A 26,984-nucleotide genomic window follows, 5' to 3' on the forward strand; every position below is an offset into this window, starting at 1 on the left:
CACCCGACAGCCGGGCGTCGCAAGGCGCCCGGCTGTCGCGCGTCCAGCAGACAGGAGAGAACGCCCGTGAAGCTCCGCACCTCCGCCGCGGCCGCCGCCCTCGCCCTCGCCGCAGGCCTCCTCCTCCCCACGGCGCAGGCCGGCGCCCGGCCCGCCGCCTGCCCCACCCTCAAGATTTCCGAGGGCTGGTACGGGGACAACAAGGCCCGCATCGACGCCCTGATCGCCGCCCACTGCCACGACAAGGGCGGCCGCAAGCCCCTCGCGGTCCTCGACTGGGACAACACCGTCATCCGGAACGACGTCGGCGACGCCACCTTCTTCTGGCTGCTGCGCCACGACCGCGTCCGGCCCCCCAAGGACGGCGACTGGTCCACCACCAGCCGCCACCTCACCCCCGCGGCCGCCACCGCCCTCGGCGCGGCCTGCCCCACCGGCGTCCGCACCCTCCCCACCGCCACCGACACCCGCTGCGCCGACGAACTCCTCGCCGTCTACGGCTCGGGCACCACCACCGCCGGACGCACCGCCTTCGCCGGATACGACCACCGGCGCACGGAACCCCAGTACGCCTGGCTCGCCCAGCTCCTGCACGGCTGGTCGGCCCGCGAGGTACGGGCCTTCGCCGCCGCGGCCCGCGCCGAGAACCTCGCCGCCCCGCAGGGCGCCACCCAGCGCGTCGGCTCCGCCGAGGTCACCGGCTGGGTCCGCTACTACCCCCAGCAGCTCGACCTGATCCGCACCCTGAAGACGGCCGGATTCGACGTCTGGATCGTCTCCGCCTCGCCCGAACCGGTCGTCGAGGCCTGGTCCGCGGCCGCCGGCGTCGACGCCGCCCACACCGTCGGCATCCGCAACACCACCACCGCCGACGGCCGCCTCACCAGCCACCTGGAGGGCTGCGGCACCGTCCGCGACGGCGAGGACGAGACGATCCCCTACATCGACGGCAAGCGCTGCTGGATCAACCAGGACGTCCTCGGCGTCCGCGGCCCCGCCGCCGAACGCGTCCAGCCGCCCGCCCGCCGCCAGGTCCTCGCCGCCGGCGACTCCGACACCGACGTGTCCTTCCTCCGCGACGCCACCGGCCTGCGGCTCGTCCTCAACCGCAACAAGAACGAACTGATGTGCAGGGCCTACGACGACGCCGACGGACGCTGGCTGGTGAACCCGCTCTTCATCGAGCCCAGGCAGCGGCGCACCAGCCCCTACCCCTGCGCGAGCACCGGTTACACCGCCCCCGACGGCACGGCCCAGCCGGTGCGCCGCGCCGACGGCAGCGTCATCCCCGACCAGCAGGACACCGTGTACTGAGCACGCGGTACTGAGCGCGCGTCAGAGGAACGTGCGCCCCTCGCCCCGGTACGTCGGGACGGCGGCCGTCACCCGGTCGCCGTCCACCAGGTGCAGCGTGTCGAAGCGCTCGCACAGCTCACCGGCCTTCGCGTGGCGGAACCACACCTTGTCGCCCATGCGCAGATCGTCCGCCGGCGAGCCGAGCAGCGGCGTCTGCACCTCGCCCGGGCCCTCCTGCGGGTCGTACCGCAGCCCCTCCGGGAGGTAGGGCACCGGCAGCCGGTCCTGGCCCGCGACGCCCGACGCCGGATAGCCGCCGCCCAGCACCGTCACCACGCCGACGCCCGGCCGGCGCACCACCGGCTGCGCGAACAGTGCCGCCGGACGCCCGGTGAACGAGGTGTAGTTGTCGAACAGCCGCGGCACGTAGAGCCCCGAGCCCGCCGCGATCTCCGTCACCGCGTCCTCGGCCGCCGTGTGCTGCACGCTGCCCGTGCCGCCGCCGTTCACGAACTCCAGATCCGGCGCCACCGCCCGCACCGCCCGCACCACCGCGGCCCGGCGGGCCGCCAGCTCCTTGCGGGCCGCCGCCTGCATCAGCCGGATCGCCCGCGAGCGCAGCGGCCGGCCCGCGACCGCGTCACCGACCCCCGCCACGTGCCCCTCGTACGCCATCAGCCCCACCAGCCGGAAGCCCGGCCGCCGCACCACCGAGCGGGCCAGCTCCGCCAGCTGGGCGGGCTCGCGCAGCGGCGAACGCCGCGCCCCGACCCGCATCCGGCCGCCGAGCAGCCGCAGCGAGGTGTCCAGCTCCAGACAGACCCGCACCTCCTCCGTGCCGCCCGCCCGCGAGGCCTCGATCAGGTCCAGCTGGGCCACGTCGTCCACCATCACGGTCACCGCCGCGGCCAGCTTCGCGTCCGCCGTGAGCTCCGCGAACCCGGCCCGGTCGGCCGACGGATAGGCCAGCAGCACGTCCTCGAAACCGGCTCGCGCCAGCCACAGCGACTCGGCCAGCGTGAACGACATCACGCCCGCGAACCCGTCCCGCGCCAGCACCCGCTCCAGCAGCGCCCGGCACCGCACGGACTTGCTCGCCACCCGCACCGGCTTCCCGCCGGCCCGGCGGACCAGGTCGTCGGCATTGGCGTCGAAGGCCTCCAGGTCGACGATGGCGACGGGCGCGTCGAGATGGGCGGTGGCCCGGTCGTACCGGGCACGGTCGGCGGCACGGGGAGTCATGGGGGGAGCTTGCCAGACGGGTTTACGCGTGGGTAGCCCCTGCGTTCCCGCACCAGGCGGAACAGCCCGTAGAGTGACGCCCATTGCTTTCGCGGAACGACCAGGGGGACGGGGATGAGCACCGAGCCGCAGCGCCCCGTGTCCCGCATCACCGAAGCCCTCCTCCCACCGGACCAGCCCCGACCCGGCTCTCGCGGAGCCACCGCTCCCGAGCGCGGGACGGACCCGGCGCGCGCCGGCGCCCCCGGGCCCGCCCGGCCGGAGCCCTCCGCCCCGGCCCGCCCCGGCACCCGCGTACCCGCCCCGCAGCAGCCCGAGCCCGCGCCCGCGGGGGGCCCGGCCCGGCCGCGGTCCCTGGGGCGTCCGCTGCCGCCCGAGCGCCCCGCGCCCTCCGCCGCGCCCGCCGAGGCCCCGTCGGAGACGACGACCCGGCTCCGTCCCGTACGCGACACCCGCCCGCCCCGGCAGCCGGCCGGCCCCGCACCCCTGCCCCGCCCGACGGCGGCCCCCGCGTCCGTGCCCCGGCCCGCCGCGCCGCCCGCACCCCCGTACGCGTACGACCCCTGGGCCCTCGGCGGCGAGCCGCCCGTCGAGATCACCACCCGGCTGCGGCCCGTGCGGGACCGCGACCCCCGGCGGACCGTGGCCGCCGCCGTCTGCGGGGTGCTCGCGCTCGGCCTGATCGGCGGCGCCCTCGCGGGCGCGCTGCTCGCCGGCGGCGGCGCCGGAGAAGCGGCCGAGCCGCGCGGCTACGAGGAGGCGCGGGCCCTGTGGCACGACGCCCCCGTCGACACCCTCTTCCCGCAGACGCTGGCCGGCCCCGGCGCCGGCCCCGGCGGCGCCAACCGCACCTGGACCCGGATCGTCGTCGCCCCCGACGCGCCCTGCGGCCCCGCCGCCCTGCCCCGGGCCCTGCACACCGCGCTCGGCCCCACCGGCTGCGAGCGCGTGCTGCGCGCCACCTACACCGACGCCACGTCCTCGCACGTGATCACCGTCGCCCTCGTCTTCACCCTGGCCGACCCCGCCGCCATGCGCACCCTCGGCTCCCGCGCCGCCGACGAGCCCGGGCCCGCGCTGTCCGCGCCGGACACCGTCGCCGCCGGCTTCGGCGCCGCCCAGCGCGCCAGCTGGTGGCGGCACGTCCTGCCGGACCTGCCCGTGGTCGTCACCGCCGTGTCCGGCTTCGCCGACGGCCGCGCCGTCGCCGCCCCCGAGCCCGCCGACCGGGCCATGACGGCCAAGCGGGACACCCCGGTCGCCCAGGCCGGCCTCGGCCACGAGGCCAAGGGCGTCGCCGACGCCGTCGAACGCGCCCTGCGCCAGACCGTCGCCGCCACCCTCGCCGAGGAGGACACGGAGTGACCCCGCGCCCGCGCCGCACCGCCGCCGGCCTCTCCGCCCTGCTCGCCGCCGCCTTCACCGTGCTGCCGGCGACGACCACGCCCGCGTACGCCGACACCATCCGGGCCCGCCAGTGGGGCCTGGAGGCCCTGCACACCGGCAAGGCCTGGCAGACCACCCGGGGCGCCGGCGTCACCGTCGCCGTCCTCGACACCGGCGTCGACGCCACCCACCCCGACCTGGCGGGCTCCGTGCTGCCCGGCACCGACCTGGTCGGCTTCGGCGCCCGGCGCGGCGACCGCGCCTGGGCCCGGCACGGCACCGCGATGGCCGGCATCATCGCCGGGCACGGCCACGGCCCCGGCGGCCAGGACGGCGTGCTCGGCATCGCGCCGAAGGTACGGATCCTGCCCGTCCGGGTCATCCTCGAAGGCACCGACAAGGCCCGCGACAAGGCCCGCAAGACCCGCGGCACCGCCCTCGCCGAGGGCATCCGCTGGGCCGCCGACCACGGCGCCGACGTCATCAACCTCTCCCTCGGCGACGACTCCGAGTCCGCCCACCCCGACGCCGGCGAGGACGCCGCCGTGCAGTACGCCCTCGGCAAGGGCGTCTCCGTCGTCGCCTCCGCCGGCAACGGCGGCGAGAAGGGCGACCACATCTCGTACCCCGCCGCCTACCCGGGCGTCATCGCCGTCGCCGCCGTGGACCGCTACGGCACCCACGCCTCCTTCTCCACCAGCCGCTGGTACGCCACGGTCAGCGCCCCCGGCGTCGACATCGTGATCGCCGACCCCGACCGCCGCTACTACGAGGGCTGGGGCACCAGCGCGGCCGCCGCCTTCGTCTCCGGCGCCGTCGCACTCGTCCGGGCCGCCCACCCCGACCTCACCCCCGCCCAGGTCAAGCGGCTGCTCGTGGACACCGCGCGCAGCAGGCCCCGGGGCGGGCGCAGCGACGACAAGGGATACGGCACGGTCGACCCGGCCGCCGCGATCGAGGCCGGCAAGAAGCTGAGGGGCGCCGACCCCAAGACCGCCGTCGCCGGATACACCGGCCGCCACTTCGGCCCCGGGCCGCAGCCGCCGGCCGAGGAGTCCCACCCCGTCGGCCTGCTCGCCCCGCTGGCCGGCGGCCTCGGCGTACTGCTCCTCGCCGCGGCGGCCGTGCTGTGGCGCGGCGCGCGCCGCTGAGCCGGCTCCTCACGGAGGAACCGTTCGGCCCGGGTCCGCCGGGCCGGCGGGCGGCGGTTAGGCTCGGCACGTGGCGCTCAAGAACATCCCCGACCCCGGTTTCTCCGACGACGACGGCACCGCCGACCCGGCGCTCGCCGCGGCCCTCGCGGCCTGGGCGGAGGACAGAACGGCCCACGGGCCGGTCCTGGAGGCGCTGCGCGGCGCCCGGCTGCTCGTCCCCGTCGTCGCCGTCCTGGGCGAGGTCGAGGTGGACCCCGAGACCGGGCTCAAGCAGGAGAAGACCAGCGACATGGCGGTGCCGACGCTGACCGCGGGGGACCGGCGCGCCCTGCCCGCGTTCACCTCGATCGCCTCGCTCGCCCGCTGGGACCCGGCCGCGCGCCCGGTCGCCGTCCCGCTGCAGCAGGCGCTCGCCGCGCTCGTCCACGAGAAGGCCGACACCCTGGTCCTGGACCTGGCGGGCCCGGTGCCGTACCAGGTGACCGGCCCCGCCCTCGTCGCCCTCGCCGAGGGCCGCACGAGCACCGACCCGCTGGACGACCCGGCGGTACGGGACGCGGTCCGCGCCGCGGTCGCCGCCGAGCCCGCCGTCCTGCGCGCCCACCTGGGCCCCGGCACCGCCGACGGTACCCTCGCCCTCGTCCTCGCCGACGACGCCGCCCCCGCGGAGGCCGCCAAGCACGTGGCCCGCGCTCTGGCGGCCGACGAAACACTGAGGGCCCGCCTGGTGCGCGGCCTCGACCTGGCACTCCTGCCGGCCTCGGCGACGCCTCCGGGCGAGCCCTTCTACGTACGCGACTGAATAGGGGCCCGGTCGGCTCAGCCGTAAACCGGGCCCGTGGCTGCGGTCTTCCGGGGGACGCCCCCCCGTACCCCCGGGCACGGGCGAGTCGGGCCCAGCCGTGGACCGGGCTCTTCCGGGGGACGCCCCCCCGTACCCCCGGGCACGGGCGAGTCGGGCCCAGCCGTGGACCGGGCTCTTCCGGGGGACGACCCCCGTACCCCCGGGCACGGGCGGTTCCACCCGGGCCGGGTCTGGCCTAGCCGTAAACCGGGCCCGTGTACTTCTCGCCCGGGCCCTGGCCCGGCTCGTCCGGGACGAAGGAGGCCTCGCGGAAGGCGAGCTGGAGGGACTTCAGGCCGTCGCGGAGCGGGGCGGCGTGGAAGGAGGAGATCTCCGTGACGCCGGCGTCGAGCAGACCGGCGAGGGCGTGGATCAGCTTGCGGGCCTCGTCGAGGTCCTTGTGCTCGTCGCCCTCCTCGGTGAGCCCGAGCTTCACCGCCGCGGCGCTCATCAGGTTCACGGCGACCGTGACGATCACCTCGACCGCCGGCACCTCCGCGATGTCGCGGGTCATGGCCGCGAAGTCGGCGGCTTCGGTGGACTCGGCGGGCCCGGTGGACTCGGCGGATGCCGAGGATGCCGGGGACTCGTTCTGGGGCGTCTCGCTCATGCCCCCAACCCTAAGCCGCCGCGCGGTTCGCGCCGACCGCCGGGTCCTGCTAACCTTGGGTGACGACCGGCTGGACATCTGCGTGTCCGGCCCACAAGTGGAGGCTCCGATCTCCCACCTGGCCGCCCTCCGGGCGGCGGGTCACCGGTCAGGTGGCGCCCATCGTTCCGTACGGACGATGGAGCCGCCCGATGTGCGCCCCGCGATGGCCTCGCGGCGGTGCTCCGGTTTCCTTGGAGCCCCGCCTGTGTCCCGTCCGGGGCATTTTTCGTGCTCCCGCTCGGTTGGTCTCGACAGTTCTACCGTGACGTGTCCGTCCGCCAAGGCGGTCGCGTGGTGCTACCGAGGAGGATCCATCAGCGCCGAGCCCCGCATCAACGAGCGGATTCGCGTTCCCGAGGTGCGTCTTGTCGGCCCCAGCGGCGAGCAGGTGGGCATTGTTCCGCTTGCCAAGGCCCTGGAGCTCGCGCAGGAGTACGACCTCGATCTGGTTGAGGTCGCGGCGAACGCCCGTCCGCCCGTGTGCAAGCTCATGGACTACGGGAAGTTCAAGTACGAGTCGGCCATGAAGGCCCGTGAGGCGCGCAAGAACCAGGCGCACACGGTCATCAAGGAGATGAAGCTCCGGCCGAAGATCGACCCGCACGACTACGACACCAAGAAGGGTCACGTCGTCCGGTTCCTCAAGCAGGGCGACAAGGTCAAGATCACGATCATGTTCCGTGGTCGTGAGCAGTCCCGGCCCGAGCTCGGCTACCGGCTGCTGCAGCGCCTCGCGGAGGACGTTCAGGAGCTCGGCTTCATCGAGTCCAACCCGAAGCAGGACGGCCGGAACATGATCATGGTTCTCGGTCCTCACAAGAAGAAGACCGAGGCCATGGCCGAGGCGCGCGAGGCCCAGGCCGCGCGCAAGGCCGAGCGCCAGGGCGGTTCCGCCCCCGCGGAGGCGCCGGCCGAGGAGGCTTCGGCCGACACGTCGGCCGAGAACGCCGAGGCGTGATCCCGAGGGGCTGCCACTCGGCAGCCCCGGGGGGTTCCGCCCGGAACCACCAACGAAGAATTGACGCTCCCGGATGCCCGGTGCCCGCACCGGGGGGAGCGCCACTGACGAGGAGATAACGGCGCTATGCCGAAGAACAAGACGCACTCCGGTGCCAAGAAGCGCTTCAAGGTCACCGGCTCCGGCAAGATCCTGCGGGAGCGCGCCGGCAAGCGCCACCTGCTCGAGCACAAGTCGTCCAAGCTGACCCGTCGCCTCACCGGCAACGCGGAGATGGCCCCGGGTGACGCCGCCAAGATCAAGAAGATGCTGGGCATCTGATCTGATCTCCCGCCCTCGCCGCTGACGAGGGCATCCGGCACAGACCGGGACCCATCCGATTTCCGGGTCGTGTGAACACACCACGGCCCCGCTACAAGGAGTTAAGAAGTGGCACGCGTCAAGCGGGCAGTCAACGCCCACAAGAAGCGCCGGGCGATCCTCGAGCAGGCCTCCGGCTACCGCGGTCAGCGTTCGCGCCTGTACCGCAAGGCCAAGGAGCAGGTCACCCACTCGCTGGTCTACAACTACAACGACCGCAAGAAGCGCAAGGGCGACTTCCGTCAGCTGTGGATCCAGCGCATCAACGCCGCTGCCCGCCTGAACGGCATGACGTACAACCGCCTCATCCAGGGCCTCAAGGCCGCCAACATCGAGGTGGACCGCAAGATCCTGGCCGAGCTCGCCGTGAACGACTCCAACGCGTTCGCCGCCCTCGTCGAGGTCGCGCAGAAGGCCCTCCCGGCCGACGTCAACGCCCCGAAGGCCGCCGCCTGATCTTCCAGGCCGCAGTACTTCTGCCCGGACCCGCAGGCCCCGCGCCTGCGGGTCCGGCGCGTTGACCGCCCCCGCACCCCTTGCTTCCGTCCGACGAGTCAGAGAGCCGCAGGCACATGTCCACCCCCGAGCTGATCTCCCCGCGTTCGCCGCGCGTCGTCGCCGCCCGGAGGCTCGCCAAGCGCAATTTCCGGGGCAAGGACCGCCTCTTCATCGCCGAGGGCCCGCAGGCCGTCCGCGAGGCCGTCGAGCACCGCGGGGCGGGCGGGGAGCCCACCCTCGTCGAGCTCTTCACCACCGTCGAGGCCGCCGAGCGCTACGCGTCCATCGTCGACGCCGCCCGCGCCGCCGGCGCCCGCGTCCACTTCGCCTCCGACGCCGTCCTCGCCGAGGTCTCCCAGACCGTCACCCCGCAGGGTCTCGTCGGCGTCTGCCGCTTCCTCGACTCGCCCTTCGAGGAGATCCTCGCCGCCCGGCCCAAGCTGGTCGCCGTCCTCGCGCACGTCCGCGACCCCGGGAACGCCGGCACCGTGCTGCGCTGCGCCGACGCCGCCGGCGCCGACGCGGTGATCCTCACCGACGCGTCCGTGGACCTCTACAACCCGAAGTCCGTGCGCGCCTCCGTCGGCTCCCTCTTCCACCTGCCGGTCGCCGTCGGCGTCCCGGTCGAGCAGGCCGTCGCCGGGCTCAAGGAAGCGGGCGTGCGGATCCTGGCCGCCGACGGGGCCGGCCAGGACGACCTCGACGACGAGCTCGACGCCGGCACCATGGGCGGCCCCACCGCCTGGGTCTTCGGCAACGAGGCCTGGGGCCTGCCCGAGGAGACCCGGGCGCTCGCCGACGCCGTCGTCCGCGTCCCCATCCACGGCAAGGCGGAGAGCCTCAACCTCGCCACGGCCGCCGCCGTGTGCCTCTACGCCTCCGCGCGCGCCCAGCGCACCCGCACCCGCGCCACCGGCTGATACCGGCCGCACGCGGGGGCGCGCGCCCCAACTCCACCGTGCCACCACTGCACCTGACGGCCTTTCGCCTAGTAGGGTGACGCTCTCGGGGCCCACTGCGGTACACGGAGGGGTGGGGTTACGGGGATGACGGTCGGCACGGGCAGTCCCGCACAGGCACGGAGCGCCGCGCCGCACGCGCCGGAACCCCCGCCCGCGCCGGATCCGGCCGCGCCCCCGGCCGTCCCCGAGCCGCGTAGCGCGCCGAGCGCCGCCGCCCCGGCCCGTACCGGCCGGGCGGACACCGCGACCACGGACCCCCGCTCCACCCGCCCCGGCGCGGAGCCGACCCCCGGCGCCGGACCCGGACACCACCCCGGGACCGCCCCCGACCCCGCGGCCGGTCCCGACCACGATCCCGATGCCGTCCCCGGCGTCGCCCCCGGGCTCGATCCCGGTCCCGACCACGATCCCCATGTCGTCCCCGGCGTCTTCCCCCGCGTCGACCCCACCGCCGGTCCCGGTCCCGACCACGATCCCGATGTCGCCCCCGGGGTCGACGCCGGCCTCGGTCTCGACCCCGACGACCTGCCCGACGGGCTCGTCGTCGCCGACGAGACCGGGCGGGTCATCTGCTTCAACGCCGCCGCCGGCCGCATCACCGCCGTGCCGCCCGCCGACGCGCTCGGCCGGCCGCTCGACGAGGCGCTGCCCCTGGAGGACCTCAAGGGCAGCCGCTGGTGGACCCTGACCGACCCGTACGGGGGCCTGGCCACCCGGCGCGGGCAGCCCGAGCGCAACCTGCTGCTGCCCGGCGGGCGCGAGGTCCTGGTCTCCGCCCGCTACGTCCGGGCGCGCCCCGGCGGTCCGGTGCGCCGGGTCGTCGTCTCGCTGCGCGGCACCGAGGCCCGGCGGCGCACCGAGCGCAGCCACGCCGAGCTGATCGCGACCGTCGCGCACGAGCTGCGCTCGCCGCTCACCTCCGTGAAGGGCTTCACGGCCACCCTCCTCGACAAGTGGGAACGCTTCACCGACGACCAGAAGCGCCTGATGCTGGAGACCGTCGACGCCGACGCGGGCCGCATCAAGCGCCTGATCGCCGAGCTGCTCGACATCTCCCGGATCGACTCCGGGCGTCTGGAGGTGCGCCGGCAGCCCGTGGACATCGCCGCCGCCGTCGGCCGGCACATCCACGCGCACACCACCGGCGGCCAGTCCCCGGACCGCTTCTTCCTGCGGGTGCGGCCCGGACTGCCCGAGCTGTGGGCCGACCCGGACAAGATCGACCAGATCCTCGGCAACCTGCTCGAAAATGCGGTGCGCCACGGCGAGGGAACCGTCACCATCGAGGTGGCACCCACCACGGCCACCAGCGACGGAGAGAAGGGGACGGAGGTCACCGTGAGCGACGAGGGCCCCGGCATCCCCGAGGAGTCGATGGGCCGTGTCTTCACCCGCTTCTGGCGGGGCAGCAAGCGCGGCGGCACCGGTCTGGGCCTCTACATCGTCAAGGGCGTCGTCGAGGCCCACGGCGGCACGATCACCGTCGGACGCGGTCCCCGTGGCGGGGCCGAGTTCCGATTTATCCTGCCCGTCGGCACCCCGGCCCACCTCCTCTGAGCGTCTCCGCCCGGTCTCACCAGGCGAGACCGCAGGAGACGAGGAGCCGCCCGGAGCAGCCCACGGGCTCATTCGCGTCCCCGCGCCCCGTTAGACTCGTCCTTTGGCACGTTTGCGCCCTTGACGTCGAGCTCGGGGCCGCCCAGCCAAGCCAACGGAAGCACGGGAAGAGATGTCGGCACCCAATAAGTCGTACGACCCGGTCGAGGTCGAGGCCTTGAAACCGGAAGAGATCGAGCGCATGCGGGACGAGGCGATCGCCGCCTTCGCCGCCGCAGGCGACCTCGACGCGCTCGCCCACGCGAAGACGGCGCACACGGGCGGCACCTCGCCGCTCGCGCTCGCCAACCGCGAGATCGGCGCCCTGCCCCCGCAGGCCAAGGCCGCCGCCGGCAAGCTCGTGGGCCAGGCCCGCGGCGCCGTCTCCAAGGCCCTGGCCGCCCGCCAGGCCGAGCTGGAGGCCGAGCGCGACGCCCGCGTCCTCGTCGAGGAGGCCGTCGACGTCACCCTGCCGTACGACCGTGTCCCGGCCGGTGCCCGCCACCCGCTGACCACCCTCATGGAGCGCGTCACCGACGTCTTCGTCTCCATGGGCTACGAGGTCGCCGAGGGCCCCGAGGTCGAGGCCGAGTGGTTCAACTTCGACGCGCTGAACTTCGTGCCGGACCACCCGGCGCGCCAGATGCAGGACACCTTCTTCGTCCAGGGCCCCGAGGGCACCTCCGGCGACGAGTCGGGCGTCGTGCTGCGCACCCACACCTCGCCGGTGCAGGCCCGCACCCTCATCGACCGGCAGCCCCCGGTCTACGTGGTGTGCCCCGGCCGCGTCTACCGCACCGACGAGCTCGACGCGACCCACACCCCGGTCTTCCACCAGATCGAGCTGCTGGCCGTCGACGAGGGCCTGACGATGGCCGACCTCAAGGGCACCCTGGACCACATGGTCCAGGCGCTCTTCGGACCCGACATGAAGACCCGGCTCCGCCCGAACTTCTTCCCCTTCACCGAGCCGTCCGCCGAGATGGACATGCTCTGCTACGTCTGCCGCGGCGAGTCCGTCGGCAACCCCGACCGCCCCTGCCGCACCTGCGGCAGCGAGGGCTGGATCGAGCTCGGCGGCTGCGGCATGGTCAACCCGAAGGTGCTGACCGCCACCGGTGTGGACCCCGAGAAGTACAGCGGATTCGCCTTCGGGTTCGGCATCGAGCGGATGCTGATGTTCCGCCACAACGTCGAAGACATGCGAGACATGGTCGAGGGTGACGTCCGGTTCACCCGGCCCTTCGGGATGGAGATCTGATGCGGGTCCCGCTTTCCTGGCTGCGGGAGTACGTCGACCTGCCGGCGACGGCGACCGGCCGTGACGTACAGGCCAAGCTCATTTCGGCCGGCCTCGAGGTCGAGACCGTCGAGCAGCTCGGCGCCGGCCTCACCGGCCCGCTGGTGGTCGGCAAGGTCCTGACCATCGAGGAACTGACCGAGTTCAAGAAGCCGATCCGCTTCTGCACCGTCGACGTCGGTCAGGCCAACGGCACCGGCGAGCCGCAGGAGATCATCTGCGGCGCCCGGAACTTCGCCGAGGGCGACAAGGTCGTCGTGGCCCTGCCCGGCGCCGTGCTCCCCGGTGACTTCCGGATCGCCGAGCGCAAGACCTACGGCAGGGTCTCGCGCGGCATGATCTGCTCGGGCGACGAGCTCGGCATGGGCGACGACGGCTCGCACGGCATCATCGTGCTGCCGCCGGAGCACGAGGTCGGCACCGACGCCACGGCCCTCCTGGAGCTGTACGACGAGGTCCTCGACATCGCCGTCACCCCGGACCGCGGCTACTGCCTCTCCATGCGCGGTGTCGCCCGCGAGACCGCCATCGCCTACGGCCTGCCGCTGCGCGACCCGGCGCTGCTCGACGTGCCCGCGCCCAACGCGTACGGCTACCCGGTCCAGATCGCCGACCCGATCGGCTGCGACCGCTTCGTCGCGCGCACCGTCACCGGCCTGGACCCGGAGGCCCGCTCGCCGATCTGGATGCAGCGCCGCCTCCAGAAGGCCGGCATGCGCCCGATCTCGCTCGCCGTGGACGTCACCAACTACGTGATGATCGAGCTGGGCCAGCCGCTGCACGCCTACGACCGCAGCCGCGTCGACGGCCCCATCGGGGTCCGCCGGGCCGCGGCCGGCGAGAAGTTCACGACGCTCGACGGCACCGCCCGCGTCCTCGACTCCGGGGACCTCGTCATCACCGACAACAGCGGGCCGATCGGCCTCGCCGGCGTCATGGGCGGCGCCAACACCGAGATCGCCGACCCGGCCGTCGACCCCGAGACCGGCGCCGTCGCCGGCACCACCGAGGTCGTGATCGAGGCCGCGCACTTCGACCCGATCTCGATCGCCCGCACGGCCCGCCGCCACAAGCTGTCCTCCGAGGCGTCCAAGCGCTTCGAGCGCGGCGTCGACCCGCAGGCCGCCGCCGCGGCCGCGCAGCGCACGGTCGACCTGCTCGTGCTGCTGGCCGGCGGCACCGCCGAGACCGGCGTCACCGAGGTCGTCGCCCCGTCCGCGCCGCACACGATCACCATGCCGGCGAACCACCCCGACCGGGTCGCGGGCGTGGCCTACGGCCGCGAGACCGTGGTCCGCCGCCTCCAGGAGATCGGCTGCGACGTCTACGGCCAGGACGAGCTCGTCGTCACGGTCCCGTCGTGGCGCCCCGACCTCTACGTGCCGAACGACCTCGCCGAGGAGGTCATCCGCCTGGAGGGTTACGAGAACCTGCCCTCCACGCTGCCCAAGCCCCCGGCCGGCCGCGGCCTCACCGAGCGCCAGCGCGTCCACCGCCGGGTGGGCCGCGCGCTCGCCGGCGCGGGCTACGTCGAGGCGCTGAACTACCCGTTCGTCGGCGAGCAGGTCTTCGACCAGTTCGGCCTGGACGCCGACGACGCCCGCCGCCGGGTGGTCAAGCTGGTCAACCCGCTGTCCGACGAGGAGCCCGCGCTCCGTACGACGCTGCTGCCGGGCCTGCTCGGCGCGCTGCGCCGCAACGACGGGCGCGGCAGCCACGACCTGGCGCTCTTCGAGACGGGCCTGGTCTTCCGTCCCACCGAGGACCAGCCGGCCGTGGCCGTCCGCCTCGGCGTGGACGGCCGTCCGACCGACGAGGAGATCGCCCGCGTCAACGCCGCGCTGCCCGAGCAGCCGCGCCGCGTCGCGGTCGTCCTGGCCGGCGCGCGCGAGCAGGCCGGCTGGTGGGGCAAGGGCCGCCCGGCCGACTGGGCCGACGCGATCCAGGCCGCGCGCATCGTGGCCGCCGAGGCCGGCGTGGAGCTGGTGGTCGACGCCGACCAGCACGCTCCGTGGCACCCGGGCCGCTGCGCCTCCTTCCAGGTCGTGGTCGACGGCGAGCTGACCCTGGCCGGCCACGGCGGCGAGCTCCACCCGCGCGTGGTCAAGGCCCTCGGCCTGCCGGCCCGCACCTGCGCGATGGAGCTGGACCTGGACGTCCTGGAGCGCGCGAGCGAGGGCCCGGTGAAGGCCCCGCGCATCTCCTCGTTCCCGGTCGCCACCCAGGACGTCGCCCTGGTCGTCGACCAGGACGTGCCGGCCGCGGTGGTGGAGTACTACCTGACCGGCGGCGCGGGCGAACTCCTGGAGTCGATCCGCCTGTTCGACGTCTACACCGGCGACCAGGTCGGCGAGGGCAAGAAGTCCCTGGCCTACGCCCTCCGCTTCCGCGCCCCCGACCGCACCCTGACGGTCGAGGAGGCCACGGCCGCCCGCGACGCCGCGGTCGCCCTGGCCGCGGAACACACGGGCGCGGTCCTGCGCGGCGCCTGACCGTTCGGCGGCATCTGACGAGGGGCCCCGCCCCGGGCCGTCCGGCCCGGGGCGGGGCCCCTCGCGTATCCGCGGGGTCACTCACTCCTTCGGGTGAGATCTCCCGGTCAGGGTGTCCCCGGTCCGGGGGTGCTCGCGAGAATCGACGCGGGCACAGGGGCGGGCCTGTGTGCCGCAGGGTCTTCGGGCGCTGGCGGGCCTCGGGAAGGGCCGTGGATGTTCCGTGACAGGGCAGTGGTTGCCGAAGGCTCCCGGCTGCGGCGGATCGGTCCGCTGGCGGCTCCGGTCGGGTGGGGCGTGGTGGCCGCCGCCTGGAGGGTGTGGTGTCCGCTGGCCCGGGAGCCCGGGCTGCCGATGCGGGTGGCCGGCAGCGTCGTCTTCCTCACCGTCGGGATCGGGCTCGTGCTCGGGGTGCGGTGCGGGCTGTTGCGCGAGCTGGCCCGGGTGCGGGCCGTGGCCGAGGCCGCCCAGCAGGTGCTGCTGCGCCCGCCGCCGCCCCGGATCGACGGGCTCGCCGTCGCCGCCGGGCAGCTGTCGGCCGCGCGGGGCGCGGTGGTCGGCGGAGACCTGTACGAGGCGGCGGCCACGCCGAACGGGGTGCGGATCGTCATCGGGGACGTGCGCGGGCACGGGCTCGCCGCGCTCGGCACCGTGGCCGCGCTGCTCGGCAGCTTCCGGGAGGCCGCCCACGACGAGGCCGAACTCGTGGGCGTGCTCCGCAGGCTGGAGCGGGCGCTCGGCCGGCACCTGTGCGAGCGGGCGCCCGAGGGGCACCCGGTGGCCGAGGAGTTCGTCACCCTGCTGCTCCTGGAGATCCGGCCCGACGGAGAGATCCGGGTCCTGGACTGCGGGCACCCGGGTCCGTACCGGATCGGCGGCCGGCGCGTCGAAACCGTGCCGGTCGGCGAACCGCTGCCCCCGCTCGGCGCCTTCCCGCTGCCCGCCGAGCTCGCGCCGTACAGCGCCGGACGCCTGCTGCCCGGCGAGACCCTGGTGCTGCACACCGACGGCGCCGAGGAGGCCCGGGACCACCGCGGCCGCTTCTTCCCGCTGCCCGCGGTCCTCGCCGGCGCGGCCCGGGAGGCGCCGGCGGAGCTCGTACGCCAGGTGCACACCGCCCTGCTGCGGCACACGGGCGGCCGGCTCGCCGACGACGCGGCCCTGCTCGTCGTCCGCAGCGATCGGGTGCGGGTACCGGCGCAGCCCGCCGAACCCGGGCTGCGCCGTACCCGGCCAGCGCCCTCCCCTCGATAGAGGTGACAGGGACAGGTGGCCGGCGCCGCCCGCGCTGCCACGGAGTGTCGGGCAGATCAGCAGCGCGGGCGGCGCGCGGACCGGGCGACCGCACTGTACGAGGGGGAGCCGGCGGCCCGGTCCTCGCCCTTCGGCGAGAAAGCCAAGTCAACCCGTACCGGGGCGACTTCGACAGGGTGCGCGGAAGGGAGGAACGAGTACGGAATTCACACCCCGTGCGAAACCTCCCTTCACTAACCTGAACGCACCGATTCAGCGGTCACCGGAGCGGTCCATGCACCCCAACACCCTCCTCGACGCGATGCTCGCCGAAGCGGGCATCTCGCACGCCGGCCTCGCCGCCCGGGTGAACCAGGCGGGCCGGGCCCGCGGGCTCGCCCTGCGCTACGAACACACCGCGGTCGCCCGCTGGTTGAAGGGCCAGCGGCCGCGCGGGCAGGTGCCCGACCTGATCTGCGAGGTGCTCACGGCGCGGCTGCACCGGGCCGTCGGCCTCGACGACATCGGGCTCGGCGTGCCGGGCGGGCCGCTGCCCGCGCCCGGCACGCCGTTGGCCGGCTTCGTCGAACGGGCCACCGCGCTCTGGCGCTCCGACGAGCAGCGCCGCCCGCACGTCCTCGACGCCCCCGCGGTGACCGGCAACCCGGCCGTGATGCCGGTCTGGGAGTGGGAGAACCCGCCGGAGGACGCCGATGTCTCCCGGCCCGGCCGCGCCCGGGTCTCGGCCGCCGACGTGTCGATGCTGACGGCGGCCCGCGCGCACTACGAGCAGATGTACCGCAGGGCCGGCGGTCTGGCCACGCGCGCCCGGATCGTCGGCTTCCTCACCACCGAGACCGCGCCGCTGCTGCGCGGCGGCTACGGGGACGCCCTCGGCCGGCGGCTGCACCGGGCGGCCGGCGGCCTCGTCGCGGTGGCCGGGATCTGCGCCTACGACTCCGACGCCCAGGGCCTGGCCCAGCGCTACTTCCACCAGGCGCTGCGGCTCGCCAAGGCCAGCGGTGACCGCGGACTCGGCGCCTATGTGGTGGCGCTGCTGGTCAACCAGGCGCTGTTCATGGGGGAGTACCGGCAGGCCGTGGCCTTCGCGGAGGCGGCGCTGCGTTCGGCGCACGCCGAGATCACCCCGGCGCTCGCCGCCGATCTGACGGCGATGCAGGCGAAGGCGTACGCGCACCTCGGCGACGGCGCGGCGGCGCTCGCCCTGATCCGGCGGGCCGAGGCGGAGGCGGAGCGGATCAGCCCGGGTCGCGAGCCGGCGGAGACCGGCTATGTGCAGCCGGGTCTGGTGAACGTGCAGGTCGCGGAGGCCCTGCTGAGCCTGGGCGAGGTGGCGGCGGCCCACGAGCACGCGGCCGCCGCCGTCGGCACCCCGGCGCACGACCGGGGGCGGGTGCACCGGCTCGCGATGCTGTGCCAGGTCGAGCTGCGGCAGGGCGAGCAGGACCGGGCGGCGGACACGGCCGTGGAGATGACCGAGCGGGCCCGCGGGATGGAGTCCCGGCGGCTGCGGGACCGGCTGCGGCTGGTGCACGAGCAGCTGCTCGCCGGCGGGGGCGCGGAGGCGCGCCGGGCGGCGGACGTGGTCGGCGGTGCGCTGCGCGTGCCTCTGTGAGCGTGTCCTTGCGACCGGGTCGCAGCTGCGATATTGCCACCAAGTAATCACCGACCTGTCAAAGACTGTCGGAAGGTGGCAAAAGCGTGCAGTGGACGAAACTTAGCGAACAGCCCGTCTATGAGAACCGCTGGTTCCGGGTCAACCTCGCGGACGTCGAACTCCCCGACGGCCGCCGCCTCGACCACTATCTGATCCGGCTGCGCCCGGTCGCCGCCGCGACCGCAGTGAACGCCGCCGACGAGGTCCTGCTGCTCTGGCGCCACCGCTTCATCACCGACAGCTGGGGCTGGGAGCTCGCCGCCGGCGTCGTCGAGGACGGCGAGGACCTCGCCTCGGCCGCCGCCCGCGAGATGGAGGAGGAGACCGGCTGGCGCCCCGGCCCGCTGCGCCCGCTGCTCACCGTCGAGCCCTCCAACGGCCTCTCCGACGCCCGCCACCACCTCTACTGGAGCGAGGAGGCCACCTGGACCGGCCCGCCGCGGGACGCCTTCGAGTCCTCGCGCCTGGAATGGGTGCCGCTCAAGCTCGTGCCCGACCTGATCGCCCGCGGCGAGGTCCCGGCCGCCAACATGGCCGCCGGACTGCTGATGCTGCACCACCTGCGGCTGGGCTGAGCCCGCGCGCACCCGCCGGACGGCCCGAAAACGCCGGACGGCCCGTACCTGTGCGGTGTACGAGCCGTCCGGCAGAGCACTCCCGGGGTCTCAGGAGTACGGATAGAAGCCCGAGCCGGTCTTGCGGCCCAGGCGGCCCGCGTCCACCATGCGCTGGAGCAGCGGGGGAGCGGCGTACAGCGGCTCCTTGTACTCGGCGTACATGGAGTCCGCGATCGAGGCGATCGTGTCCAGGCCGATCAGGTCCGACAGCTTCAGCGGGCCCATCGGGTGGGCGCAGCCGAACTCCATGCCGTTGTCGATGTCCTCGCGGCTCGCGATGCCCGACTCGAACATCCGGATCGCGGAGAGCAGGTACGGCACGAGCAGCGCGTTCACCACGAAGCCGGAGCGGTCCTGCGCGCGGATCGCGTGCTTGCCGAGGGTCTTCTCGGCGAACAGCTGCGCCCGGCTGATCGTGCCCTCGGAGGTGGTGAGGGCGGGGATGAGCTCGACCAGCTTCTGCACCGGCGCCGGGTTGAAGAAGTGGATGCCGATGACGTGGTCGGGGCGCGAGGTCGCCACCGCCAGCTTCACCAGCGGGATCGAGGAGGTGTTGGAGGCCAGGATGGCGTCGGGCCGGGTGACCACCTGGTCGAGGACCTGGAAGATCTCGGTCTTGACCTGCTCGTTCTCGACGACCGCCTCGATGACGAGGTCGCGGTCGGCGAACTCGCCCAGATCGGTCGTGAAGCTGAGCCGCGCGAGCGTCGCGTCGCGCTCCTCCTCGCTGATCTTGCCGCGTTCGGCGGCCTTCGCGAGCGAGTTGTAGAGCCGCGTGCGGCCGATCTCCAGCGCCTCGCCGGTGGTCTCGGCGACCTTCACCTCGAGACCGCTGCGGGCACACACCTCCGCGATGCCCGCGCCCATCTGGCCGCAGCCCACCACTCCGACGCGCTCAATGTCGGCCATGGAGTCCGTCACCTCGTGCCTTTCGCTCTCTGCTGGCGGCGGGGAGCCCGTGTGATTCCGGTGCGCGTCCGCCTCGACCCCACGACGTTACTCCCGACACGCCCGATGATCGATCGTTCCGGGGTGGGCATGCTGTCCGATGGGCTGTGACGTATCCGATAGCGAGGGGTGACAAAATGCTACCGATCGGTAGAAGAGGGTTCATGGCGGGTGCGGCCCTGACCGCGCTCGGCCTCCCGGCCGGCTCGACGGCCGCCGCCGCGGACGCGACCGCCACCGCCGTGGACGAGCACGGAGCGCGGCCACGGGCCGACGGAGAGTTCCGGGGCATGTGGATCGCCACCGTCACCAACCGCGACTACCCGTCCCGCCCCGGCCTGACCGCCGCCGAGCAGCGCGCCGAGCTGATCGCCCTGCTCGACCTCGCGGTCCGGCGCCGGATGACCGCCGTCCTGTTCCAGATCCGGCCCTCCGCCGACGCCCTGTGGCCCTCGCCGTACGAGCCCTGGGCGCAGTGCCTCACCGGCGTCCAGGGCCGGGACCCGGGCTGGGACCCGCTGGGCACGGCCGTGACCGAGGCGCACGCCCGCGGCCTGGAGCTGCACGCCTGGTGCAATCCGTACCGGGTGGCCGGCCACGCCGACCCCGGGCGGCTCGCCCCCGGCCATCCGGTGCGCCGGCACCCCGAGTGGGCGCTGGTCCACGACGGACGGCTGCTCTACAACCCGGGCCTGCCCGAGGTCCGGCGGCACGTCCAGGACGCGATGCTCGACGCCGTGCTCCGCTACGAGGTCGACGCCCTGCACTGGGACGACTACTTCTACCCGTATCCGGTGGCCGGGCAGGTCATCGACGACGACGCCGCCTTCGCGCGGTACGGGGCGGGCTTCGCCGACCGGGCGGAATGGCGGCGGCACAACACCGACCTGCTCGTCTCCGAGACGGCGGCCCGCCTCCGGCGCGTCCGGCCCGGCGTGGCCTTCGGCATCAGCCCCTTCGGGATCTGGCGCAACGCCTCCACCGACCCGGCGGGCTCCGCCACCGGCTCCGGCGTGCAGACCTACGACGACCTGTACGCGGACACCCGGCGCTGGGTCCGCGAGGGCTGGATCGACTACGTGCTGCCGCAGCTCTACTGGAACATCGGCTTCCCGTCCGCCGACTACGCCGAGCTGGTGCGCTGGTGGGACGCGACCGTGCGCGGCACCGGCGTGCGGCTGTACCTTGGGGAGGCGCTCTACAAGGTCGGCGACCCGGCCCAGCCCGCGGCCTGGCGGGACCCGCGCGAGCTGGCCCGGCACGTGGAGCTGGCCCGCCGCCACCCGGGCGTCGGCGGGCACTGCTACTTCGCGGCCCGCGAGGTCGCGAAGGACCCGCTGGGCGCGCTCACCGCCGCCCTGGAGGCGTCCGGCTGAATCCGCGCCCCGGGCCCGGCCCGGGGGCTACTGGCCCCCGGTCTCCGGACGGTGGCGGACGGTGGTGTCGGGGCCCGGCGACATCACGGCCTCGTGGCCGTCGTCGTCGAACTTCACGCGGAACGGGGGGTTGCCGTTCTCGCCCATGACCTGCACGACCTCGGCCGTGCGCTCGTGCTGCCCGACCGTACGGCCGTGCACGACCAGCTTGTCGCCCTTGGACGCACGCATCGGATCCTCCTGGCGTTCGCGGCTGGGCCTGCCCCGTACACGGAGCCTGTGTCTGCCATTGTGGCCCCCGGCTCAGCTCTTCGCCCGCTGGGTCACCGCGATGCAGACCAGGACCGCGACGGCCGCGACCGGAGCGGCCGGGGCCAGGTCCTCGCCGAGCACGGTCACCGACCAGAACAGGGTGAGCAGCGGCTGGGCGAGCTGGAGCTGGCTGGCCCGCGGGATGCCGATCCGGGCCATGCCGCGGTACCAGACGTAGAGGCCGAAGAAGGTCGAGCCGGCCGCCACCCAGAGCAGGCCGGCGACGCCGTGCGCGGTCAGGCGCACCGGCTCGTGGGCGAGGGCCACGGCCGCGCCGGCCGCCATCAGCGGCAGGCACAGCACCAGCGCCCAGCCGATCACCTGCCAACCGGGCATCAGCCCGGCGAGGCGCCCGCCCTCGGTGTAGCCGGCCGCGCACACCAGGAGCGCGCCGAAGAGGTAGAGGTCGCCCGTGGACAGCGCGCCGCCGCTCTGCTGCACGGTGAAGGCCAGCACGACGACGGCGCCGGAGACGGCCGCGATCCAGAAGGTACGGGACGGGCGGCGGCCGGTGCGGATCGCGGCGAGGGTCGCGGTGGTGAGCGGCAGCAGGCCCACCACGACGGCGGCGTGCGAGGTGGTCGAGGTCTGCAGGGCCAGCGTGGTCAGCAGCGGGAAGCCGACGACGACCCCGCCCGCGACGACCGCGAGCCCGGCCCAGTGGCGCCGGTCCGGCAGCGGCACCCGGCCGGCCAGCAGGAAGGCGCCGGCGATGACGGCGGCGAGCACCGAGCGGACGGCGACGAGCGACCACGGGCCGAAGCTCTCCAGGCCCCACGCGGTGGACGGGAAGGTCAGCGAGAAGGCGAGCACCCCGAGCGCGGCGAGCAGGGTGCCGCCACGGGTGCCGGGGGCCGTAGTCGCCGCCACGCCGGCCGGCGTGGCGGCGGCGACCGGAGCGGTGTCGACGGCCGGTCGGGTAGCGGTGACCGCTATCGTGCTCGATCCAGTAGCGCTATTCTGTGCTCTCATGCAAGAGCGTAGCAGTGTTGCCGAACTGGCGGGATCTTTGAAAGCGGAGCTGAACCGCTACTCACCCGGAGAGAAGCTGCCGTCGAGTCGCGCCCTCGTCGAGCGCTACCGCGTCTCCCCGGTCACCGTCACCCGCGCCCTCGCCCAGCTCGCCGCCGAGGGCCTCGTCGTCACCCGCCCCGGCGCGGGCGCCTACCGGGCCGAGGCCCGCCCCGCCACCCCCGCGGCCGGTGACACCTCCTGGCAGGAACTCGCGCTCAGCGCCGACGGCGCCACCGACCTCGTGCCCCGCGCCGTCGACGCCTCCGGCGTCCTCGTCACCCTCGCCGCGCCCCCGCCCGGAGTCGTCGAGTTCAACGGCGGATACCTCCACCCCTCCCTCCAGCCCGAGCGGGCCCTGGCCGGCGCCCTCGCCCGGGCGGGCCGCCGCCCCGGCGCCTGGGGCCGCCCGCCCACCGACGGACTGCCCGAACTGCGCGCCTGGTTCGCCCGCGAGATCGGCGGCGGCGTCACCGCCGCCGAGGTCCTCGTCACCGCGGGCGGCCAGTCCGCCCTCACCACCGCGCTGCGCGCCCTTGCCGCGCCCGGCACCCCGGTGCTCGTCGAGTCGCCCACCTACCCCGGCATGCTGGCCGCCGCCCGGGCCGCCGGACTGCGCCCGGTCCCGGTGCCCACCGACGCCGACGGCATCCGCCCCGACCTCCTCGAAGCCGCCTTCCGCGCCACCGGCGCCCGCGTCCTGGTCTGCCAGCCGCTCTTCCAGAACCCCACCGGTGCGGCACTCTCCGCCGAACGCCGGACCGCCGTCGTCCGCATCGCCCGGGCCGCCGGCGCCTTCGTCGTCGAGGACGACTTCGCCCGCCGCCTGGTCCACGCCGACGCCGGACCGCTGCCGCCCACGCTCGCCGCCGACGACCCCGACGGCGTCGTCGTCCACGTCTGCTCGCTCACCAAGGTCACCTCGGCCAGCCTCCGCGTGGGCGCCCTCGCCGCCCGCGGACCGGTCCTCGAACGCCTGCGCGCCATCCAGGTCGTCGACAGCTTCTTCGTCCCCCGCCCGCTCCAGGAGGCCGCCCTGGAACTCGTCGGCTCCCCGGCCTGGAACCGGCATCTGCGCGCCGTCTCCGAGGAGTTGAAGCTCCGCCGGGACACCATGACCGCCGCGCTCGCCCTGCACCTGCCCGAACTCGCCCTCCCGCACGTCCCGTCCGGCGGCTACCACCTCTGGCTCCGCCTCCCGGACACCCTCCCCGAGACCGCCCTGCTGCCCGCCGCGATGCGCGCCGGCGTCGCGGTCGCCCCCGGCCGCCCCTACTTCAGCGCCGAACCGCCCGCCGGCCACATCCGCCTCAGCTTCGCGGGCGTCGCGGGCCCCACGGAGATCGCCGAGGGCGTCCGCCGGCTGCGCACCGCCGTCGACGAGGCCGACGGGCAGGCCCTGTCGGGGGCATGAGCGGGGGAGGGCGTCCGTGTCGCCCGGTTACGGACCGGGGCCGGGCGCCCGTACCGGCCCGTAACCGGGGCGGCACACCCCTTGACCCGCGCGGGCGACGGCCTCACGATCGCGGCCATGGGTCTTCGGGTCACGCTCGTCGCGGCGGCGCGCAGCTCCTCGCTGCTCGCCGAGCGCTTCGACGACGACCGGCCGCTGGACGAGGCCGGCTGGTACGAGGTGCGGCTCGCCGCGCCCCGGCTGGTCCCGCTCGGCGCGGCCGAGCTGCGCTACTGCTCCCCGACGGCCCGCAGCCGGGCCACCGGCACCGCCCTCGGCTACGCCCCGCTCGCCCAGCCGGCCCTGCGCGACTGCGACATGGGCCGCTGGCGCGGACTCACCCTCGCCGAGGTCGCCGCCCTCGAACCCGCCGCCGTCGACCTGTGGCTCGCCGATCCGCGCACCGCCCCGCACGGCGGCGAGAGCCTGCTGTCCTTCATCACCCGGGTCGGCGGCTGGCTCGACACCCGCCCGGCCGACGACGGCGAGATCGTCGCCGTCGCCGAACCCGCGGTCGTCCGGGCCGCCCTCGTCTACGCGCTGAAGGCTCCGCCCGCGACGTACTGGAGCGTCGACGTCCGCCCGCTGTCCACGGTCACCCTCACCGGACGGCCCGGCGCCTGGCACCTGGAGCTGGCGGCCACCGTGGCGTAGCGGGCGGGGGCGGGGCCGAGTGGGCGGGGGTCGAGCAGGCGGGGGGGCGACCGGGTGAGCGGCCGGAAGGGCGGGAGCGACCGGCTAGCCTGGTGGCACGATGAACCGTTTGACCACGTCCTGGGGCACCTTCCCGCTCACCCGTTTCCCCGCCGACCCGCGCGACCCGCTGCGGGCCTGGGACGCGGCCGACGAGTACCTCCTGAACCACCTCGCCGAGACCGGCACCGACCTGTCCGGCACCGTCGCCGTCCTCGGCGACCGGTGGGGGGCGCTGGCCACCGCGCTCGCCGCCGCCGGGCCCGCCCGGCTGGTGCAGATCAGCGACTCGTACCTCGGCCGGAGCGCCACCGCCGAGAACCTGGCCCGCTCCGGGGCCGCTCCGGACGCGGTCACCCTGCTCACCACCCAGGACCCGCCGCCCGAGCGGGTCGACGTGCTGCTCGTCCGCGTCCCCAAGAGCCTCGCGCTCCTGGAGGACCAGCTGCACCGGCTGGCCCCGGCGGTGCACGAGGGCACGGTGATCGTCGGCACCGGGATGGTGAAGGAGATCCACACCTCGACGCTCGCGCTGTTCGAGCGGATCCTGGGGACCACGCGGACCTCGCTCGCCGTGAAGAAGGCCCGGCTGATCCACACCGCGCCGGACGCGGCGGCCGGCACCCCGGGCGCGTCCCGCACCGGCGCCGACGCCAACCCCTGGCCGTACCGCTACGCGCTGCCCGCCGACGCGCCCGCCGGACTCGCCGGCCGCACCGTCGTCAACCAGGCCGGCGTGTTCTGCGCCGACCGCCTCGACATCGGCACCCGCTTCTTCCTCCAGCACCTGCCCACCGGCCTCGGCGCCGCCCGCGTCGCCGACCTGGGCTGCGGCAACGGCGTGGTCGGCCTCGCCGTCGCGCTCGCCGAGCCCGGGGCCGAACTCCTCTTCACCGACGAGTCGTACCAGGCCGTGGCCTCCGCCGAGGAGAACTTCCGCACACACGCGGGCGCGGACCGCACGGCGGAGTTCGTGGTGGGCGACGGCCTCGCGGCCGCCGCCCCCGGCTCCCTGGACCTGGTGCTCAACAACCCGCCGTTCCACAGCCACCAGGCCACCACCGACCGCACCGCCCGCCGGATGTTCGCCGACGCCCGCCGGGCCCTGCGGCCCGGCGGGGAGCTGTGGGTGGTCGGCAACCGGCACCTCGGCTACCACGTCACCCTGCGCCGGATCTTCGGCAACGCCGAACTCGTCGCGAGCGACCCGAAGTTCGTGGTGCTGAGGGCCGTGAAGAGGGACGTCAGGCGAGGCTGACCAGCTCCCGGTAGCCCTCGTTCCACAGGTCCTCCTCCGCGTCGGGCAGGAGGAGCACCCGCTCCGGACGCAGGGCGTCGATCGCGCCCTCGTCGTGGGTCACCATGACGATCGCGCCCGGGTACGTGCCGACCGCGGCGAGCACCTCGTCGCGGGAGGCCGGGTCGAGGTTGTTCGTCGGCTCGTCGAGCAGCAGCACGTTCGCGCCCGAGTGGACCAGTCCGGCCAGCGCCAGCCGGGTCTTCTCGCCGCCCGAGAGGACCCCCGCCGGCTTGTCGGCGTCGTCCCCGCGGAACAGGAAGGCGCCCAGCACCCGCCGCACCTCGCCGTCGGTGAGGTGCGGGGCCGCCGCGGCGAGGTTCTCGCCGACCGTGCGGTCCGGGTCGAGGGTCTCGTGCTCCTGCGCGAAGTAGCCGATGCGCAGCCCGTGGCCGTGCACGACCCGGCCCGCGTCCGGCCGCTCCTGCCCGGCGAGCAGCCGCAGCAGCGTGGTCTTGCCCGCGCCGTTGAGCCCGAGCACGACCAGGCGGCTGCCCCGGTCCACGGCCAGGTCCACTCCGTCGAGGACCCGGCGCCCGTCCCCGTACCCCTTGGCGAGCGAGATCGCGCCGAGCGGCGTACGGCCGCAGGGCGCGGGTTCCGGCAGCCGGATCCGCGCCACCTGTTCGGTGCGCCGTGCGGTCTCCAGGCCGTCCAGGAGCCGGTCGGCCCGGCGGGCCATGCTGCGGGCGGTGACCGAGGTCGAGGACCGCGCCTTCATCTTCTCGGCCTGCGCGTGCAGGGCCGCCGCCTTGCGTTCGGCATTCGCCCGCTCGCGGGTGCGGCGCCGTTCGTCGGCTGCCCGCTGGGCGAGGTACGCGGCCCAGCCGGTGTTGTGGACGTCGATCGTGGCGCGTTGCGGATCGAGGTGGAACACCCGGTTCACCGTGGCCTCGATCAGGTCGAGGTCATGGCTGATCAGCACCAGTCCGCCCTGGTGCGTGGCGAGATGGGCGCGCAGCCAGCCGATCGAGTCGGCGTCGAGGTGGTTGGTCGGCTCGTCGAGCAGCAGGGTGCCCTCGCGGCCGTGCCCGGCGAAGAGGATCCGGGCCAGCTCGACCCGCCGCTTCTGCCCGCCGGACAGCGTGCCGACGGGCCGGGCCAGCGCGTCGGCCGGCAGCCCGAGACCGGCGGCGACCCGCGCCGCCTCGGCCTCGGCGGCGTAACCGCCGCATGCCTCGAACGCGGCCTCGGCGCGCGCGTACGCGTCCATGGCCCGCTCGTCGGCCCGCTCGGCCAGCCGGTCGGCGGCCTCGCGCAGCCGCCGCACGGCGACGTCCATGCCGCGCGCGGACAGGATCCGGTCGCTGACGCTCACGGCGGGGTCGGCGGCCCGGGAGTCCTGGGCGAGATGCGCCACGGGCCCGGTCCGCCGCACGTGGCCGGCGGCCGGTGCGCGGAGCCCGGCCAGGGTGTGCAGCAGGGTGGTCTTGCCGGCGCCGTTGCGCCCGACGAGCCCGACGCGGTCGCCGGGCGCGATGTGGAAGGAGACTCCGGACAGGAGGAGACGGGCGCCGACGCGCACGTCGACACCACAGGTGGTGATCATGGGATGACGCTCCGAACAAGCTTGAGGACACACGGGTGGCGTGGAAGCGGGTCCTCGGCTAGGAAATTCGGGGCGTA

Annotated in this window: 24 protein-coding genes; 18 read left to right on the plus strand and 6 right to left on the minus strand. The window is 74.9% G+C overall.

All coding sequences use genetic code 11. The features are described from left to right. Positions 1-66: 66 nt before the first annotated feature. Entirely contained in the window at positions 67-1,314 is a 1,248-nt protein-coding gene (locus tag ACIGW2_RS21675; protein WP_391653853.1) for a haloacid dehalogenase-like hydrolase, read from the plus strand. 21 nt (positions 1,315-1,335) lie between these two features. Here ACIGW2_RS21675 and ACIGW2_RS21680 read toward each other — a convergent pair whose 3' ends face one another. Continuing rightward, complete coding sequence (locus ACIGW2_RS21680; RefSeq protein ID WP_391653852.1) at positions 1,336-2,538, minus strand: amino acid deaminase/aldolase; 1,203 nt, start codon at positions 2,536-2,538, stop codon at positions 1,336-1,338. 114 nt (positions 2,539-2,652) lie between these two features. Here ACIGW2_RS21680 and ACIGW2_RS21685 point away from each other — a divergent pair, with 114 nt between their 5' ends. The 3 genes from ACIGW2_RS21685 to ACIGW2_RS21695 all read left to right on the plus strand — a co-directional run bounded on the left by ACIGW2_RS21685 (position 2,653) and on the right by ACIGW2_RS21695 (position 5,880). Next, complete coding sequence (locus ACIGW2_RS21685; RefSeq protein WP_391653851.1) at positions 2,653-3,903, plus strand: hypothetical protein; 1,251 nt, start codon at positions 2,653-2,655, stop codon at positions 3,901-3,903. After that, a complete protein-coding gene (gene mycP / locus ACIGW2_RS21690; protein WP_399845173.1) occupies positions 3,900-5,075 on the plus strand; it encodes a type VII secretion-associated serine protease mycosin in 1,176 nt (391 codons plus the stop codon). The genes ACIGW2_RS21685 and mycP overlap by 4 nt, the downstream gene beginning before the upstream one ends. Positions 5,076-5,145: 70 nt before the next feature. Then, positions 5,146-5,880: an SseB family protein gene (locus ACIGW2_RS21695; RefSeq protein ID WP_391653849.1), complete on the plus strand. Its 735-nt coding sequence runs from the start codon at positions 5,146-5,148 to the stop codon at positions 5,878-5,880. Between the two features lie 238 nt (positions 5,881-6,118). Here the strand turns inward: ACIGW2_RS21695 and ACIGW2_RS21700 are convergent, their stop codons facing one another. Then, positions 6,119-6,532 (minus strand): DUF1844 domain-containing protein, encoded by a 414-nt coding sequence (locus tag ACIGW2_RS21700; protein ID WP_356069536.1) that lies wholly within the window; start codon positions 6,530-6,532, stop codon positions 6,119-6,121. 304 nt (positions 6,533-6,836) lie between these two features. Here ACIGW2_RS21700 and infC point away from each other — a divergent pair, with 304 nt between their 5' ends. The 10 genes from infC to ACIGW2_RS21750 all read left to right on the plus strand — a co-directional run bounded on the left by infC (position 6,837) and on the right by ACIGW2_RS21750 (position 18,226). Then, the gene (infC, locus tag ACIGW2_RS21705; protein WP_356069537.1) at positions 6,837-7,532 is read left to right on the plus strand and encodes a translation initiation factor IF-3; all 696 of its coding nucleotides are present in this window, start codon (positions 6,837-6,839) and stop codon (positions 7,530-7,532) included. 126 nt (positions 7,533-7,658) lie between these two features. Then, positions 7,659-7,853, plus strand: a complete 195-nt coding sequence (rpmI, locus tag ACIGW2_RS21710; protein WP_015032399.1) for a 50S ribosomal protein L35 — start codon at positions 7,659-7,661, stop codon at positions 7,851-7,853. A 108-nt stretch (positions 7,854-7,961) separates the two neighbouring features. Continuing rightward, on the plus strand, positions 7,962-8,348 hold the full coding sequence (gene rplT / locus ACIGW2_RS21715) for a 50S ribosomal protein L20 (protein WP_225799578.1): 387 nt from the start codon (positions 7,962-7,964) through the stop codon (positions 8,346-8,348). A gap of 116 nt (positions 8,349-8,464) precedes the next feature. Beyond that, positions 8,465-9,310 (plus strand): RNA methyltransferase, encoded by an 846-nt coding sequence (locus tag ACIGW2_RS21720; protein WP_361580100.1) that lies wholly within the window; start codon positions 8,465-8,467, stop codon positions 9,308-9,310. Between the two features lie 126 nt (positions 9,311-9,436). Continuing rightward, the gene (locus tag ACIGW2_RS21725) at positions 9,437-10,909 is read left to right on the plus strand and encodes an ATP-binding protein (RefSeq protein WP_399845179.1); all 1,473 of its coding nucleotides are present in this window, start codon (positions 9,437-9,439) and stop codon (positions 10,907-10,909) included. Between the two features lie 172 nt (positions 10,910-11,081). After that, positions 11,082-12,209 (plus strand): phenylalanine--tRNA ligase subunit alpha, encoded by a 1,128-nt coding sequence (pheS, locus tag ACIGW2_RS21730; protein WP_356069546.1) that lies wholly within the window; start codon positions 11,082-11,084, stop codon positions 12,207-12,209. Next, entirely contained in the window at positions 12,209-14,740 is a 2,532-nt protein-coding gene (pheT, locus tag ACIGW2_RS21735) for a phenylalanine--tRNA ligase subunit beta (RefSeq protein WP_399845182.1), read from the plus strand. Before pheS ends, pheT begins: the two co-directional genes overlap by 1 nt. 216 nt (positions 14,741-14,956) lie before the next feature. After that, entirely contained in the window at positions 14,957-15,994 is a 1,038-nt protein-coding gene (locus tag ACIGW2_RS21740) for a PP2C family protein-serine/threonine phosphatase (RefSeq protein WP_399845184.1), read from the plus strand. Between the two features lie 274 nt (positions 15,995-16,268). Then, positions 16,269-17,609 (plus strand): transcriptional regulator, encoded by a 1,341-nt coding sequence (locus ACIGW2_RS21745; RefSeq protein ID WP_391653846.1) that lies wholly within the window; start codon positions 16,269-16,271, stop codon positions 17,607-17,609. Positions 17,610-17,695: 86 nt separating this feature from the next. After that, on the plus strand, positions 17,696-18,226 hold the full coding sequence (locus ACIGW2_RS21750; protein WP_391653845.1) for an NUDIX hydrolase: 531 nt from the start codon (positions 17,696-17,698) through the stop codon (positions 18,224-18,226). 90 nt (positions 18,227-18,316) lie between these two features. Here ACIGW2_RS21750 and ACIGW2_RS21755 read toward each other — a convergent pair whose 3' ends face one another. After that, a complete protein-coding gene (locus tag ACIGW2_RS21755; RefSeq protein WP_356069559.1) occupies positions 18,317-19,177 on the minus strand; it encodes a 3-hydroxybutyryl-CoA dehydrogenase in 861 nt (286 codons plus the stop codon). A 203-nt stretch (positions 19,178-19,380) separates the two neighbouring features. On the opposite strand from ACIGW2_RS21755, the gene ACIGW2_RS21760 reads away from it, so the two are divergent. Then, positions 19,381-20,592 carry a glycoside hydrolase family 10 protein gene (locus ACIGW2_RS21760; protein WP_391653844.1) on the plus strand — a complete coding sequence of 404 codons (1,212 nt, stop codon included), beginning with the start codon at positions 19,381-19,383 and terminating at the stop codon, positions 20,590-20,592. Between the two features lie 27 nt (positions 20,593-20,619). Here the strand turns inward: ACIGW2_RS21760 and ACIGW2_RS21765 are convergent, their stop codons facing one another. Together ACIGW2_RS21765 and ACIGW2_RS21770 are read right to left on the minus strand one after the other, a co-directional pair. Continuing rightward, positions 20,620-20,823: a DUF1918 domain-containing protein gene (locus ACIGW2_RS21765; RefSeq protein WP_391653843.1), complete on the minus strand. Its 204-nt coding sequence runs from the start codon at positions 20,821-20,823 to the stop codon at positions 20,620-20,622. Between the two features lie 72 nt (positions 20,824-20,895). After that, entirely contained in the window at positions 20,896-21,876 is a 981-nt protein-coding gene (locus ACIGW2_RS21770; RefSeq protein ID WP_391653842.1) for a DMT family transporter, read from the minus strand. Here ACIGW2_RS21770 and ACIGW2_RS21775 point away from each other — a divergent pair. From ACIGW2_RS21775 to ACIGW2_RS21785, 3 genes are all read left to right on the plus strand, one after another. Next, on the plus strand, positions 21,875-23,329 hold the full coding sequence (locus ACIGW2_RS21775) for a PLP-dependent aminotransferase family protein (protein WP_391653841.1): 1,455 nt from the start codon (positions 21,875-21,877) through the stop codon (positions 23,327-23,329). The two genes, ACIGW2_RS21770 and ACIGW2_RS21775, sit on opposite strands and share 2 nt — an antisense overlap. Positions 23,330-23,446: 117 nt before the next feature. Then, entirely contained in the window at positions 23,447-24,022 is a 576-nt protein-coding gene (locus ACIGW2_RS21780) for a histidine phosphatase family protein (RefSeq protein WP_391653840.1), read from the plus strand. 100 nt (positions 24,023-24,122) lie between these two features. Further along, positions 24,123-25,319 carry a methyltransferase gene (locus ACIGW2_RS21785; RefSeq protein ID WP_391653839.1) on the plus strand — a complete coding sequence of 399 codons (1,197 nt, stop codon included), beginning with the start codon at positions 24,123-24,125 and terminating at the stop codon, positions 25,317-25,319. Here the strand turns inward: ACIGW2_RS21785 and ACIGW2_RS21790 are convergent. After that, positions 25,306-26,907, minus strand: coding sequence for an ABC-F family ATP-binding cassette domain-containing protein (locus ACIGW2_RS21790; RefSeq protein ID WP_399845188.1), 1,602 nt, complete (start codon positions 26,905-26,907; stop codon positions 25,306-25,308). The two genes, ACIGW2_RS21785 and ACIGW2_RS21790, sit on opposite strands and share 14 nt — an antisense overlap. Positions 26,908-26,984: the final 77 nt, after the last annotated feature.

It is taken from the genome of Streptomyces sp. NPDC053541 (assembly GCF_044544705.1).
Classification (GTDB): domain Bacteria; phylum Actinomycetota; class Actinomycetes; order Streptomycetales; family Streptomycetaceae; genus Streptomyces.

Coding starts and splice junctions, on each gene's coding strand:
- ACIGW2_RS21680 (WP_391653852.1), bottom strand. CDS start 2,538: ATGACTCCCCGTGCCGCCGACCGTGCCCGGTACGACCGGGCCACCGCC.
- ACIGW2_RS21685 (WP_391653851.1), top strand. CDS start 2,653: ATGAGCACCGAGCCGCAGCGCCCCGTGTCCCGCATCACCGAAGCCCTC.
- ACIGW2_RS21700 (WP_356069536.1), bottom strand. CDS start 6,532: ATGAGCGAGACGCCCCAGAACGAGTCCCCGGCATCCTCGGCATCCGCC.
- rpmI (WP_015032399.1), top strand. CDS start 7,659: ATGCCGAAGAACAAGACGCACTCCGGTGCCAAGAAGCGCTTCAAGGTC.
- ACIGW2_RS21720 (WP_361580100.1), top strand. CDS start 8,465: ATGTCCACCCCCGAGCTGATCTCCCCGCGTTCGCCGCGCGTCGTCGCC.
- ACIGW2_RS21725 (WP_399845179.1), top strand. CDS start 9,437: ATGACGGTCGGCACGGGCAGTCCCGCACAGGCACGGAGCGCCGCGCCG.
- pheS (WP_356069546.1), top strand. CDS start 11,082: ATGTCGGCACCCAATAAGTCGTACGACCCGGTCGAGGTCGAGGCCTTG.
- pheT (WP_399845182.1), top strand. CDS start 12,209: ATGCGGGTCCCGCTTTCCTGGCTGCGGGAGTACGTCGACCTGCCGGCG.
- ACIGW2_RS21740 (WP_399845184.1), top strand. CDS start 14,957: ATGTTCCGTGACAGGGCAGTGGTTGCCGAAGGCTCCCGGCTGCGGCGG.
- ACIGW2_RS21745 (WP_391653846.1), top strand. CDS start 16,269: ATGCACCCCAACACCCTCCTCGACGCGATGCTCGCCGAAGCGGGCATC.
- ACIGW2_RS21755 (WP_356069559.1), bottom strand. CDS start 19,177: ATGGCCGACATTGAGCGCGTCGGAGTGGTGGGCTGCGGCCAGATGGGC.
- ACIGW2_RS21760 (WP_391653844.1), top strand. CDS start 19,381: ATGGCGGGTGCGGCCCTGACCGCGCTCGGCCTCCCGGCCGGCTCGACG.
- ACIGW2_RS21765 (WP_391653843.1), bottom strand. CDS start 20,823: ATGCGTGCGTCCAAGGGCGACAAGCTGGTCGTGCACGGCCGTACGGTC.
- ACIGW2_RS21775 (WP_391653841.1), top strand. CDS start 21,875: ATGCAAGAGCGTAGCAGTGTTGCCGAACTGGCGGGATCTTTGAAAGCG.
- ACIGW2_RS21770 (WP_391653842.1), bottom strand. CDS start 21,876: ATGAGAGCACAGAATAGCGCTACTGGATCGAGCACGATAGCGGTCACC.
- ACIGW2_RS21780 (WP_391653840.1), top strand. CDS start 23,447: ATGGGTCTTCGGGTCACGCTCGTCGCGGCGGCGCGCAGCTCCTCGCTG.
- ACIGW2_RS21785 (WP_391653839.1), top strand. CDS start 24,123: ATGAACCGTTTGACCACGTCCTGGGGCACCTTCCCGCTCACCCGTTTC.
- ACIGW2_RS21790 (WP_399845188.1), bottom strand. CDS start 26,907: ATGATCACCACCTGTGGTGTCGACGTGCGCGTCGGCGCCCGTCTCCTC.